Genomic DNA, 13625 nt, shown 5'->3' with positions numbered 1-13625 from the left:
CACCGGTCGTTCGACCCCTCGCCTGCCGCTGATTTCGCGTCGCGAAAGCTTTAGACCCGGGAGCGGCGTATCTCGCCGCAATGAGTCGCGGCCCCGAACTAATCATCACGGAGAAAGACAACGCGGCGCGGCGTATCGCCGACATCCTGAGCGGCGAGTCCGCGACCGCGGAGCGGATGAACGACGTCAACGTCTACGAGTGGGGCGGCAAGCGGTGTATCGGGCTCTCCGGCCACGTCGTCGGCGTCGACTTCCCCGCCGAGTACAACGACTGGCGCGACGTGGAGCCGGTCGAACTCATCGACGCGCCCGTCACCAAGACGCCGACGCAGGAGGGGATCGTCGCCGCGCTCCGCCGGCTCGCCCGCAACGCCTCGCGGGTCGTCATCGCGACCGACTACGACCGCGAGGGCGAACTGATCGGCAAAGAGGCGTACGAGCTCGTCCGCGAGGTGAACGAGGACGTGCCCGTCGACCGCGTCCGCTTCTCCTCGATCACGGAGAACGAGGTGCAGGAGGCGTTCGCGAACCCCGACGACCTCGACTTCGAGCTGGCGGCCGCGGGCGAGGCGCGACAGACAATCGACCTCACCTGGGGCGCGGCGCTCACCCGGTTCCTCTCGCTGTCCGCGCGCCAGCTTGGAGACGACTTCATCTCCGTCGGTCGGGTCCAGGGGCCGACCCTCAAGCTGATCGTCGACCGCGAGCGGGAGATCCAGGCGTTCGACCCCGAGTCGTACTGGGAGCTGACGGGCGAGCTGGCGAAGTCGAGCGGCGACCCGTTCGAGGCGCGCTACTTCTACCTGAACGACGAGGGCAACGAGCGCGAGCGCGTCTGGGACGAGGCGGTCGCGGAGACGCTCACCGAGGCGCTCGACGCGGCCGACGGGGCGACCGTCGACGACGTCACCCGGCGGACACAGACCGACGACCCGCCGACGCCGTTCAACACCACCGCGTTCATCCGCGCCGCGGGGTCGCTCGGCTACTCCGCGCAGCGCGCCATGTCGCTCGCGGAGGACCTCTACACGGCCGGCTACGTCACCTACCCGCGGACCGACAACACGGTGTACCCGGAGGACTTGGAGCCCGAGGAGCTGATCGCGGACCTCGGCGACTCGCCGACATTCGGCGAGGACGCCGCGAGTCTGCTCGACGAGGACCGCGAGATCGAACCGACCGAGGGCGACGAGGAGACGACGGACCACCCGCCGATCCACCCCACGGGTGAGCTGCCCGCCGCCGCCGACCTCTCGGACGACGAGTGGGAGGTGTACGAGCTGATCGTCCGCCGGTTCCTGGCGACCTGCGCCGACCCCGCGACGTGGGAGCGGTTGCGCGTGGTCGCGCTCGCGAACGGCGAGGCGACGCCGATCGCCGCGGGCGCCGACGGGCTCGCCGCGCTCCGCGACACCGACGATGCGGCGAAGCCGGCCGACCTCGCCGCCGACGGTGGGCTGCGGCTGAAGGCCAACGGGAAGCGGCTGCTGGAGGCGGGCTACCACGAGGTGTATCCGTACCGCTCCAGCGACGAGCGGATCGTCCCGGACGTCGAGGTCGGCGAGACGCTATCGCTGTCGGACCGTTCCACCGAGGGGAAGGAGACCCAACCCCCGCGCCGCTACGGGCAGTCCCGGCTCATCGAGGAGATGGAGAAGCGGCAGCTCGGCACGAAGGCGACCCGGCACCGCACGATCGAGAAGCTGTACGACCGCAACTACGTCGAGAGCGACCCGCCCCGCCCGACGCGGCTCGCCGAGGCGGTCGTCGAGGCCGCGGAGGAGTTCGCCGACCGGATCGTGAGCGAGGAGATGACCGCCCAGCTCGAACAGGACATGGCGGCCATCGCGGCCGGCGAGAAGGAGTACGACGAGGTGACCGCGGAGTCCCGCGAGCTGCTCTCGCGCGTGTTCGACGACCTCACCGACTCCCGCGAGGCGGTCGGCGACCACCTCCAGACCTCGCTGAAGGCGGACAAGACCCTCGGCCCGTGTCCGGAGTGCGGGTCCGATCTCCTCGTCCGCAAGTCGCGGCAGGGGTCGTACTTCGTCGGCTGCGACGGCTATCCCGACTGCGAGTACACCCTCCCGCTCCCGTCGACCGGAAAGCCGCTCCTCTTGGACGAGACCTGCGACGAACACGACCTCCGTCACGTGAAGATGCTCGCCGGCCGGAAGACGTTCGTCCACGGCTGTCCGCAGTGTAAGGCGGACGAGGCCGACGAGCAGGAGGACGAGGTGATCGGGACGTGTCCCGACTGCGGGGCGGAACACGGAGGCGAGCTCGCGGTCAAGCGGCTCCGCTCCGGCTCGCGGCTCGTGGGCTGTACGCGCTACCCCGACTGCGACTACTCGCTGCCGCTCCCCCGGCGCGGCGAGATCGAGGTCACCGACGAGACCTGCGAGGAACACGACCTCCCGCACCTCCGCGTCCACTCCGGCGACGAGCCGTGGGAGTTGGGCTGTCCGATCTGTAACTACCGCGAGTTCACGGCCCGGCAGGAGGGGTCGGAGCTCCAAGCCGTCGAGGGGATCGGAGAGAAGACCGCCGCGAAGCTGAAAGACGCCGGCGTCGACGGCGTCGACGAGCTCAAGTCCGCCGATCCCGACAGTCTGGCGGCCGACGTCGACGGCGTTGGGCCCGACACCGTTCGCGACTGGCAGGCCAGAGCGGACTGACCGCCGGCGCGCCGCGCCCGGTTCGATTCCGCCGCAATTCATAAATCCACAAACACATATGCGCGGAGTGTCTCGATTACCGACAGATGGGTGACCCCGACCCGGACTCGTCGGCCGAGGACCGATCGCCGTCGAGCGGCGACGCCGCTCCGTCGGGGATCCTCCGAGCCTTCGTTGAGGCGGTTCCGACCCCGACGCTCGCCTGCGATCCGGACACGCTGGCCGTCCGCGCCGCGAACGCGCCGGCGGCCGACCTCGTCGGCCACGACCGCGGCACGCTGACGCTGATGGGCCTCCCGGACCTCGGCGAGACCGATGTCACCGTCTCCGGCGAGCCGATCGCTGACGTCGCCGCCGCGGCGGCCTCCCAGACGGCCGGCTCCGACGGCGCGACCGACGCGGCCGAGCGGTTCGAGTGGGACCTCCGTCTCGGCGATCCGAGGCTCCGGGTCGACGCGGCGCTCCACACGGCGACGATCGCCGGGTCCGAGTGGCTGGTCGTCGGACTCTCCGACGCCACCGCCCGCGTCGCCGCCGAGTCCGAGCGGGACACCGAGCGCCGACTGGTCGACGCGCTCGCCGACACCGTCCCGCTCGCGCTGTTCCGCTGTACCGAGGAGGGAACGCTCTCGCGGTGGAACGACGAGCTCGCGGCCGACACGGGGTACGCACCCGACGCGCTCTCCGGACGGGCGCTCACGTCGCTGTTCGACGAGGCGACGCGCGACGCGATCAGCGAGGCCCTCACTCGGGTGTATCGCGACGGCGAGGCGGTCTCCCGCGAGGCGCGCCTCCTCACCCGCTCCGGCGAACGCGTCCCCTATCGGCTCTCCGTCGGTCCGGTGACCGACGGCGACCGCGTCGTGGGGGCCGTCGGCGTCGGCGAGGACGTCACCGAGGCGTCCCTCAGGGAGGAGCGGCTCGCCGTGTTGACGCGCGTGCTGCGGCACAACTTCCGGAACGACCTCAACGTGGTCACGGGGTTCACCGGACAGGCCATCGAGGCCGTCGACGACCCCGAGCTCACCGAGCAGCTCGAACGGGTCGTCGCCACCGCCGAGCGGCTGTTGCGCCTCGGCGAGACCTCTCGCAAGGTCGAGCGGCTGCTCTCCCAGCGCCCGTCGGCGCGACCGATCGCGCTCGCGCCCGCGGTCGACGCCGCCCTCGAATCGGTCGACCCGGCGGTCCTCGACGGGGCCACCGTCGATGTCGACATCCCGGACGACATCGTCGTCTCGGCGGTCGCGTTCCTCCCGGAGGCGATCACCGAGCTCGTCGACAACGCGATCCGCCACAACGACGCCGACGAGCCGCGGGTTCGGGTCTCGGCCGCGGAGCTCCCGAGCGAGTCGTGGGCCTCCCTCGTCGTCGCGGACGACGGGCCGGGGATCCCCCCGGCCGAGCGCGCCGTCCTCACCGGCGAAGAGACGCCGCTCGAACACGCGAGCGGGCTCGGGCTCTGGTACGTGAACTGGATCGCCACCGCCGGCGGCGGGAGCCTCGACATCGCCGAGAGCAAGGCCGGCGGAAGCCGGATCGAGCTGTCCCTGCGCGTCGCCGATGCGCCGCCGATCGACGACACCGAACTGTTCAGCCCGGACGACTGAGCCGGACGGGGGTGACGCGGTCGCCCCGTCGACGCCGAGGTCGCTCCGGCGCTCACGACTCCGCGAGACGGCGCGCGCCTCACTCCGCGAGCCGGAGCTCGTCGCCCACCGTCACCGACTCCGCCGCGCCGGCCGGCAGCTCGACGACGGTGTCGGCGCGGCCGCGGCCCAGTCCCACGAACGGCGCGAGCCGCTTCTCCGCCGTCACCTCGCCGTCGACGAGCCACACCGCGTCGATCGCGAATGGCACGAACAGCATATGGAGCCACTGCGTCTCGGGCTCGTCGAAGGGGAAGACGAGGGCGTAGTCGTCGGGGACCGACCGCCGGAACATCAGCCCGCGGGCCTGTTCGAGCGTCGAGCGGGCGACGTCGACGTCGCTCGCGAGGACGGTCTCGGTCCGGTCGCCCGACGCGTCGGGACGGTGTACGAGTCGCACGCGGGTCACCTCGCCGCGGGCGAATAAATAGGCTCTCGTTCGACGGTGGCTCGCGTCCCCGCGTCCGAGCGTTAGCTCGCGCCGCCGTACGTCTCTTCGAGGTACTCGACGATGTCGTCGCTCTCGGGCATCCCCTCGATCCCGTGCTCCTCGTCGACGAGGACGGGCACGCCGGTCTGTCCGGAGACCTCCTCGACCTCGGTGCGGTCGCTGTGCGAGCGCGGGACCATGATCGAGTCGTACTCCAAGCCGAGGTCGGACAGCTTCGTCTTCACCTTCGCGCAGTACGGACAGCCTTCGAGCTCGTAGAGCGTGAGATCTGCCATCGCCCCCCCGTAGGGCGCGGATCCGTAAAGAGGTGCGGCCGCCGATGTGCGCGGCGCGCACGGGCGGGCAAAAGGCGAGCGGGCGGGGATCGGCCCCTCGCCAGCCGACTTCGGCGGCCGTTCGGCTGGTCTCGGTTGAAACGGGGGAAAACGGTGCGTTCGTCGGACGAAACGGTGGGAACGGTGGAAGTCAGTTCTCGGCCGACTTCACATCGCGCCGCCCATGCCGCCCATGCCGCCCATGCCGCCGCCGGGGGCGCCGCCCTCGTCGTCGCCGCCCGCCGTCGAGAGGTCGCCCGCCGAAATGATGTCGTCGATTTTCAGGACCAGGTTCGCCGCCTCGGCCGCGGAGGCGATCGCCTGCTCCTTCGCGTGGGCCGTCTCGACGACGCCCGCCTCGGCCGTGTCGACGACCTCGCCGGCGAACACGTCGAGCCCGGCGTGCTGGTCGCCCGCCTCGTGGGCCGCGCGGAGGTCGACCAGCAGGTCGATCGCGTCGAGGCCCGCGTTCTCGGCGAGCACGCGCGGGATCAGTTCGAGGGAGTCGGCGAACGCCTCGACCGCGAGCTGCTCGCGCCCCTCGACGGAGTCGGCGTAGTCGCGCAGGCGGCGCGCGATCTCGACCTCGACCGCGCCGCCGCCGGGCAGCGTGCGCCCGTCGGAGACGGTCGTCGAGACCACGTCGAGCGCGTCCTGGATGCCGCGTTCGAGCTCGTCGACAACGTGGTCGGTCGTGCCGTACAGGAGGAGCGTGACGCCGTGGGCGTCCTCGCCCTCGACGTAGAACAGCTCCTCGTCGCCGTCGCGCTCGACCGAGCCGACCGCGAGGTCGTCCGCGGTGAGGGAGTCGAGGTCGGTGACGATCGGCGCGCCGAGGACGTTCTTCAGGAACGTCAGGTCGGACTTCTTCGTGCGGCGGACCGCCAGCACGCCCTCCTTGGCGAGGTAGTGCTGCGCGAGGTCGTCGATGCCCTTCTGACAGAAGACGACGTCGGCGCCGGAGTCGACGATCTGGTCGACCTTCTCGCGGAGCTGCTCCTCCTCCTGATCGAGGAACTTCTGGAGCTGGTCCGGCGAGTCGACGTTGACGGAGGTGTCCACGTCGGCCTCCTCGACCTCGATCGGGTCGTTGAGGAGCAGGACGTTCGCCGACTCGAAGTCGGTCGGCATGTCGTCGTGGACCGGGTCCTTGTCGATCGCCGCACCGGTGAGCAGGCGGGACTCGCCCGCCGCGCGACCGGTGCGCGTCTCGATGTTCAGGTTCGCCAGGTCGACCACGTGGGAGCCGTCGTCGGCCTCGACCGTGACGCCCTGTACGGCGCGGACGACGAGGTCGGCGAGCACGTCCTTGTCGAGCTCGGCGCCCTTGCCGGTCATGGACGTCTCGGCGACGTTCTGGAGCGTCTCAGTGTCGTCGGGGTCAACCGCGGTCGCGACCTCGTCGACCTGCTCGCGGGCGTACTCGCTCGCGAGGTTGAACCCCTTGATCACCGCTGTCGGGTGGATGTCCTGTTCAAGCAGGTCCTCGGCGTTCTTCAGCAGCTCGCCCGCGATGGCGACCGCGCTGGTCGTCCCGTCGCCGGCCTCGTCCTCCTGGGTCTCGGCGACCTCGACGACCATCTCGGCGGTCGGGTTGTCGATGTCCATCTCCTGGAGGATGGTGACGCCGTCGTTGGTGATGGTGACGTCGCCCATCGAGTTGACGAGCATCTTGTCCATCCCCTTCGGTCCGAGCGTCGACCGGACGGACTCGGCGACGCCGCGCGCCGCGGAGATGTTGTACTCCTGTGCGTCCTTGTCCTGGACGCGCTGGGCGTCATCGCCCATGATTATCATCGGCTGACCCTGCTGCATTCGCTGACTCATACAGCGTTTGATTGATTGTGATTCTATATAAATGTCTCGTTGACGGCCGGACGGACACGGACGGACGCCGTCGGGAGCCGCCGTCGAAAACCGCACGACACCGGACCGTTTCTTCCCGGATCGTGCGGAGAGTTAGCATTGATCTCTGGTGGGACGAATTCGGCTATCCGACGCCGTTTATATATCTCGCTCTCGCCGCCGCGTCACCCCGGAACCCCGCCGGCGAGCAACGCGGCGTCGACGAACGCCTCGCGGCCGAGCGTCCCGTCGGTCGCCCGCGGCAGGGTCGCGTAGACGACGTACAGCGTCGCGCCGGTCCACAGCGCGCCGGAGACCACGTGGAAGACGAAGGCGGTCGTGAGCAGCACACCGTTCCGTCCGGCTAACGACGGCATAATCAGGCCGCGCCGTCGCGTTCCGAGAGCTCCGCGTCACGGCAGCGTCAGCGTCCCCTCGTACCGGTGCGTGCCGTCGACAGTCTCGCGGTACTCGTACGCGGGCGGGGGCTCGATCCCCCACTCGCGGAGGCGCTCGTCGACGCCGTCCACATACGTGACGAGGAACGAATCCCGGTCGCGGAGCGTCGGCGGCGTCCGGGTGTACTCCGTCTCGAACCGACACCGCGCCGTTCGCCCGTCGTCGTTGACCTCGATCCGGACCCGGAGGTCCGAGCGCAGCCGCTCGCGGACCGGCGGCGGGTCGCCGCGAAGGTGCCCCTCGCCGAACGCGTCGATCGCGGCCAGCGCCTCGTTCGGGACGTGGTTCACGGCCGCGGATACGGGCTGGCAACACGAATCTCTGCCGCCCGCGCGCCGCCGGATCGGCGCGGCCGACGACGGTGACGGTCCGCCGTCGATTTCCGACCACGGTGCGCGGACGAAAACGGACGTACACGCACTCGGAAACAGGTTTAATCCGGTTGAGGCCCTGCTGATCGATACCCACTCGTTTATGAATGGACGCTCCGTCGTCGAGTCGATACGCTCGTTCAGATCCGAGGTCGATCCCGTGCCCTTCGCCGCCGGCGCGCTGGCAACGTTCGCGTTCCTCGCGTACACGGCGGCCGACACGGAAGGCGCCGCCGCCGCGATCGACGCGGCGTTCGTCACGTTCGGCCAGGGGCTCGCGTGGCTCTACCTCGGCACGGTGCTCGCGCTGGTCGGGGCCGCCGGCTACCTCCTCGTCAGTCGCTACGGACGCGTCCGCCTCGGCGAGGGCGACCCCGAGTACGGGACGGCGTCGTACGTGGCGATGTTCTTCTCGGCCGGGCTGTCGGCCGGCATCGTCTTCTTCGGTCCCGTGGAGGCGCTGTTACACTACCAGACCGTCCCGCCGCTGTTCGCGGGCGAGGTGGCCGCGGAGTCGAGCGCGGCGGCGGTGCCCGCGGTCGCGTACACGGTCTTCCACTACGGCGTCAGCGCCTGGGGCGGGTACCTCGCGATCGGCATTCCGGTCGCGTACTTCGCCTACCGGCACGACGCTCCGTTCCGCGTCTCCACCGCGCTGTATCCCGTCCTCGGCCCCGACCGGCTCGACGGCCTCGTCGCCCGGACGGTCGACACCCTCGCTGTCGTCGCCACCATCGGTGGGATCGCGACCGGGCTCGGCTTCATCGCCACCCAGCTGCTCACCGGCGTCACGTTCCGGACCGGAGTCGCGTTCGGCGACGCCGAGACGGTCGCCGTCATCGTCGGCATCACCGTCCTCTTCACGCTCTCGCTCGTCGCGGGCGTGAGCCGCGGGATCCGCCGGCTGTCCGTGTTCAACATCGCGGTCATGGCCCTGCTCCTCGGCGTGGCGCTCCTCGCCGGGCCGACGGTCGACGTGTTGAACATCGGCGTGGCGGCGCTCGGTACGTACGCGACCTCCTTCTTCGAGATGAGCCTGTTCACGGGGAGCGGCGTGGAGGGCGGCGCGAGCTGGACGGCGGCGTGGACCGTCTTCTACTGGTCGTGGTGGATCGCGTGGGCGCCGTTCGTCGGGCTGTTCCTCGCGCGGATCTCCCGCGGCCGGACGATCCGGTCGGTGGTCGGCACCGCCTTCGGGACGATGACCGCGGTCTCGGCGCTGTGGTTCACCGTCGTCGGGGGGACGTCGATCCGGATCCAGCAGTCCGGCGCGGCCGACGTGCTCGGCGCGGTCGGCGAGTTCGGCGACGGCGTCTCCGGCTACGTCATCTTCGGGGCGTTCCCCGGCGGCGAGCTGTGGCAGCTGCTGTTCTTAGTGCTGGTGACGACGTTCTTCCTCACCTCCGCCGACTCCTCGACGCTCGCGGTCGGCATGCTCACGACCGGCGGCAGCCGGAAGCCGTCGGGCGCGAACCGGGTCTTCTGGGGGATCCTCCAGGGTGCGATCGCCTCCGTGCTCGTGGTCGTCGGCGGCGCGACCGCGCTCCGGTCGTCGGTGATCGTCACGGGCGCCCCGTTCGCGCTCGTCTGTCTCGTCGCCATGGGCGGGTTCCTGCGCTGGCTGTCGCGGTCCGACGAGCCGGTCGCCGCGGACGATCCCCGGCCGGAGTCCGACCCGGTGCCGCCCGCGTCGGCGAGCCTCGCCGAGGACGACGACTGACCGCGCGGGACCGCCGGCCCCCGCGGACGACGCCGGACCGACCCTGACGACGCGGCGATCGAAACCGGCTTGATCGACGCGCGCGCAAGTCGGTCCATGTCGCTGGCAGCCGACACCCGCGAGGCCGTCCGCTCGCGGCCGTTCGTCTTCGACGCGCTCCGCGCCGGCCTCCTGAACCACAGCGCCGCGGCCGCGTGGCTCGCCGAGGCCGCCGCCCTCGACGGCGAGCCGGACGCGGTCGCGGCCGCTCTCCGGCGCTTCCGCGAGGACCTGCCCGCGTACGCGACGGAATCGCGAGGGACGACCGTCTCGATGCGCAGCGGCGTCGGGCTCTCGGCGGCCGACGGCGCGGCCGAGGGCGACGCCGGCGAGCCGCTCCTCCGCGTCGGCGACGCGGCCGTCGCTCCGGAGGGCGACCGCACGGCGATCGTCGCGACCGGCGATGTCGACGCCGCGGCGCTCGGGGCGTCGCTCCGCCGGTTGGCCGTTCGGGACATCGAGGTCCCGGCTGCCGGCGTCGCGGAGAATACGCTCGTCTGCGTCGTCGGGCGGCGCGACGGTCCGGACGCGGTCCGGATCGTCGAGGCCGCGCTCGATGCGGTGCCGACGACCGACTCGACCTGACGCGCGGTCGATGGCCGGCTCCGCCTTGACGCGCGGTCGATGGCCGGCTCCGCCTTGACGCGCGGTCGATGGCCGGCTCCGCCTTGACGCGCGGTCGATGGCCGGCTCCGCCTTGACGCGCGTTCAACGACAGCTCCGGCCTGTCGCGCGGTCAACGCCGCTTTGCGGGTCGACCCCGAACCCCGGCGTCGCACCGTTTTCGCACTCCCGCAGCCTCCGAAGTCCCTAAGAGCGGCGCGGCCCCAGTACGGGTATGCAGTCGCTCGTCATCGTCGCGCACGGCTCGCACCTCAACCCCGAGTCGAGCGCGCCGACGTACGACCACGCCGACACGATCCGCGCCACCGGTGCCTTCGACGAGGTCCGCACCGGCTTCTGGAAGGAGGAGCCGCACTTCCGAGAGGTGCTCCGCACCGTCGAGGGCGACGAGGTGTACGTCGTCCCGCTGTTCATTTCGGAGGGCTACTTCACCGAGCAGGTGATCCCCCGCGAGCTCCGCCTCGCCGGCTGGGACGTCTCGGAGTGGGACTCCGACGGCCTCTCGGCGGACCAGGCGACGCTCGTCGCCGAGGACATCGACAAGGAGGTCCACTACTGCGGGCCGGTGGGGACCCACCGCGCGATGACCGACGTGATCGTCCGCCGCGCGGAGTCCGTGACGAACGACGCCGACGTGGGCGACGGGTTCGGCCTCGCGGTCGTCGGCCACGGCACCGAGCGCAACGAGAACTCGGCGAAGGCGATCGAGTACCACGCCGACCGGATCGCCGAGCGCGACCGATTCGACGAGGTGAAGCCGCTGTACATGGACGAGGACCCGGAGGTCGACGACCTCCCCGAGCACTTCGAGAGCGACGACGTCGTCTTAGTTCCCCTCTTCATCGCCGACGGCTACCACACGCAGGAGGACATCCCGGAGGACGTGGGCCTCTGTGAGGACCACACCGAGGGATACGACGTGCCCGAGACGGTCGACGGCACGCGGATCTGGTACGCGGGCGCGGTGGGAACGGAGCCACTCATGGCCGACGTGGTCTTAGAGCGCGCCGACGACGCCGGCGCCGACCTTGGGACGGCGCTCGACGACGTGCGAGAGACTACCCGCGTCGCCACGGGGGACTGAGCGTGAGCGACCCGACCTCCGCGGAGGCTGACGCGGCCGACGACGGATCCGAAGACGCCGGTGGCGAGCCCGACGCGCCAGAGATCGACCTCCCGAGCGAGGCGTTCGACGCGGTCCTCGACGCGCTCGCCGACCGCGAGCCGGGGGAGCCCGTCCGGTTCGAGGGGTTCAGCGTGGCGCGCGGCGCCGACGAAGACGACGAGGACGCTCCCGTCGAGGACGCCCCCGGCGAGTACGTCCTCGCCGACGGCGACCGCCCGGTCGGGCTGAGCGAGCGCGAGCTCCACGAGGCGCTCTCCGAGCGCGCCGCGGCCGTCACCGACTGGTACACCTTCGAGCGCGTCGTCGGCGAGTTCGGGCCGCGTCGCGCGTTCCTCCGCTGGATCGAGGACGCGGACGGCGATACCGTCGCGACCCGGTACGCCGCGCTCGCCGAGGGCATCGAACGCGCGTGGGGCGAACTGAAGATCACGGCGACGGTCACCGACCGCGGGGAGCGCCGCTACGACGTGCGCCACGCCGACGACGCCGGCGTCCCGGTCGACGATCTGGACGCGTACGACGACCCGCTCAACGCCCGCGATCTGGTGACGTTCGACGAACAGGGGCGGTACCGCCCGCTCAAGACGGCCCCGTCGCTCGCTGGCGGCTGGGTGTTCCCCGACCTCGGCCCGCGCGACCTCTACGAGGCGGTCGAGACGATCTACCCCGCGACCGTCGCCAACTGGCACCGCGAGCGCGAGGGGGAGCTCGACGTGACTCACTGGCGCGAGACGATGGAGCGCCAGTCGGGCATCTACGGCGTCGTGAAGACGTGGGACCGCGGCGAGGGGTACGAGCACGTCAACTGGGTGGCGGAGGCCTGTTGCGACGACTCGCAGTGTCTCAAGCGCCGCGAGTGGCAGTACGACGACGAGACGGACCTCGACGTCGACGGCGGCGACGGCGCGTTCCCCTGCCGCGAGCCGTGTTCAGTCGTGGTGTCGGCCGCGCGGAAGTGGACGCGACTGGAGAGCGAGCAGCCGCGGACGTACGAGTTCGACCTGACCCCGAGCGAGAAGGAGCAGGTCGAGGACATCATCGACGCGGTCGCGGACGGCCGGACCGACGAGATCCGCGAGGCGGACACGAAGGAGGGGGCGAACCGGTACCGGGCGCGCTTCCTCCGCGCCAAGCTGTTCGACGACGAGGGGAACCTCGGCGGCGTGCCGACCGAATCGGCCGAGGAGTGACCGGCTCCGTAGCCCGACCCCGATCGGACGCACCGGAAACATCGCCGCGCCCCGCAGGCTTTTCTCGGCTCCCCTGAAACGGTGGGGCAATGAACGCCGTCACGTTGGGTCCCGCCGGCACGTACTCGCACCGCGCCGCGCGCGCCGTCGCCGCCGAGGTGTCGTTCCGCGAATCGGTCACCGCAATCGTCGACGCCGTCGCGGACGGCGAGTTCGAGCGCGGCGTCGTCCCCATCGAGAACAGCATCGAGGGGTCGGTCACGGAGAGCCTCGACGCGCTCGCCGACTACGACGTGTCCGTCACCCGCGAGGTCGTCACGCCGATCCGCCACGCCCTCCTCTCGCAGGACGACTCGTTCGAGGTCGTCGCGAGCCACTCGCAGGCGCTCGCGCAGTGTCGTAACTGGCTGGAGTCGAACTACCCGGACGCCGGCCTCGAAGCGGTCGCTTCCACGGCCCGCGGCGTCGAGCGCGCCCGCGAGGACGCCCGCGTCGCCGGGATCGGGCACCCGGACAACGCCGGCGCCGACCTCTCTATCCTCGCGGAAGACATCCAGGACCGGACGTCGAACGCGACGCGGTTCCTCGTCGTCGCGCCCGAGTCCGCGAGGGCCGACGCCGGCGGGAAGACCACGCTGATCGTCTACCCGAACGCGAACTACCCCGGCCTCCTGCTGGAGCTGCTGGAGGCGTTCGCCGACCGCAACCTCAACCTCTCGCGGATCGAGTCGCGCCCGAGCGGCGAGCGCCTCGGCGACTACCTGTTCCACTTCGACGTGGACGCCGGGCTCTACGAGGACCACATGGCGAAGGCGGTCGACGACGTCGAGGGCATCGCGGACAAGGGGTGGGTGAAGGTGCTCGGATCGTACGACACCGAGCACGTGCTCGACTGAGACCTGAACTTCGGAAGACTGCGGCCCGCTACTCCGTTATTTAAACGACCAGACCTAACGGTGACGACTATTTACCGATGAACGCGGCGGTGCGGTGGCGCGCGCCTCCGAGCGGCCGCCTGCGGCGGCCGTGAGGAGCGCGTGCGAGGTCGCCGGCGCCACGCGCCGGCTGCCAGAGGGACCTTCGGTCCCTCGTTGGAGTCGCTGGCTCCCGGAGCGAAGCGGAGGGCGCCAGCGACGAGGCTGGGGAGGCGCGAGGTGCGGTG

At 71.0% G+C, this 13625-nt stretch carries 11 protein-coding genes and 1 pseudogene; 7 read left to right on the top strand and 5 right to left on the bottom strand.

Features of this window, described 5'->3' with window-relative positions; translation table 11 throughout:
- Nucleotides 1-80 precede the first annotated feature (80 nt).
- Complete coding sequence (locus tag EXE52_RS07675) at nt 81-2678, top strand: DNA topoisomerase (protein ID WP_089308035.1); 2598 nt, start codon at nt 81-83, stop codon at nt 2676-2678.
- 86 nt (nt 2679-2764) lie between these two features.
- Nucleotides 2765-4285, top strand: coding sequence for a PAS domain S-box protein (locus EXE52_RS07670; RefSeq protein ID WP_089308034.1), 1521 nt, complete (start codon nt 2765-2767; stop codon nt 4283-4285).
- Nucleotides 4286-4364: 79 nt separating this feature from the next.
- Here EXE52_RS07670 and EXE52_RS07665 read toward each other — a convergent pair whose 3' ends face one another.
- The 5 genes and pseudogenes from EXE52_RS07665 to EXE52_RS07645 form a co-directional block, all read right to left on the bottom strand.
- Complete coding sequence (locus EXE52_RS07665; protein WP_086219665.1) at nt 4365-4733, bottom strand: DUF192 domain-containing protein; 369 nt, start codon at nt 4731-4733, stop codon at nt 4365-4367.
- 62 nt (nt 4734-4795) lie between these two features.
- Nucleotides 4796-5050: a glutathione S-transferase N-terminal domain-containing protein gene (locus EXE52_RS07660; RefSeq protein WP_049931424.1), complete on the bottom strand. Its 255-nt coding sequence runs from the start codon at nt 5048-5050 to the stop codon at nt 4796-4798.
- 207 nt (nt 5051-5257) lie between these two features.
- On the bottom strand, nt 5258-6904 hold the full coding sequence (gene thsB, locus EXE52_RS07655; RefSeq protein ID WP_049931518.1) for a thermosome subunit beta: 1647 nt from the start codon (nt 6902-6904) through the stop codon (nt 5258-5260).
- Between the two features lie 242 nt (nt 6905-7146).
- A pseudogene (locus EXE52_RS07650) lies at nt 7147-7284 on the bottom strand (copper resistance protein CopD); the annotation flags it as partial.
- Nucleotides 7285-7347: 63 nt separating this feature from the next.
- Nucleotides 7348-7683, bottom strand: a complete 336-nt coding sequence (locus tag EXE52_RS07645) for a hypothetical protein (RefSeq protein ID WP_049931425.1) — start codon at nt 7681-7683, stop codon at nt 7348-7350.
- Nucleotides 7684-7867: 184 nt separating this feature from the next.
- On the opposite strand from EXE52_RS07645, the gene EXE52_RS07640 reads away from it, so the two are divergent.
- The 5 genes from EXE52_RS07640 (at nt 7868) to pheA (ending at nt 13359) form a co-directional block, all read left to right on the top strand.
- Complete coding sequence (locus EXE52_RS07640; RefSeq protein ID WP_089308033.1) at nt 7868-9484, top strand: BCCT family transporter; 1617 nt, start codon at nt 7868-7870, stop codon at nt 9482-9484.
- Between the two features lie 96 nt (nt 9485-9580).
- Nucleotides 9581-10108 carry a hypothetical protein gene (locus EXE52_RS07635; RefSeq protein ID WP_049931427.1) on the top strand — a complete coding sequence of 176 codons (528 nt, stop codon included), beginning with the start codon at nt 9581-9583 and terminating at the stop codon, nt 10106-10108.
- Nucleotides 10109-10361: 253 nt separating this feature from the next.
- Nucleotides 10362-11231: a CbiX/SirB N-terminal domain-containing protein gene (locus tag EXE52_RS07630; RefSeq protein WP_049931428.1), complete on the top strand. Its 870-nt coding sequence runs from the start codon at nt 10362-10364 to the stop codon at nt 11229-11231.
- 2 nt (nt 11232-11233) lie between these two features.
- Nucleotides 11234-12463 carry a DR2241 family protein gene (locus EXE52_RS07625; protein WP_089308032.1) on the top strand — a complete coding sequence of 410 codons (1230 nt, stop codon included), beginning with the start codon at nt 11234-11236 and terminating at the stop codon, nt 12461-12463.
- Nucleotides 12464-12552: 89 nt separating this feature from the next.
- Complete coding sequence (gene pheA / locus EXE52_RS07620; protein ID WP_089308031.1) at nt 12553-13359, top strand: prephenate dehydratase; 807 nt, start codon at nt 12553-12555, stop codon at nt 13357-13359.
- Nucleotides 13360-13625 lie beyond the last annotated feature (266 nt).

This window comes from Halorubrum sp. CGM4_25_10-8A, from assembly GCF_005435025.1.
GTDB classification, from domain to species: domain Archaea; phylum Halobacteriota; class Halobacteria; order Halobacteriales; family Haloferacaceae; genus Halorubrum; species Halorubrum ezzemoulense.
The sequence above is the reverse complement of the archived record's forward strand: the minus strand, read 5'-3'. Positions and strand labels throughout refer to the sequence as shown.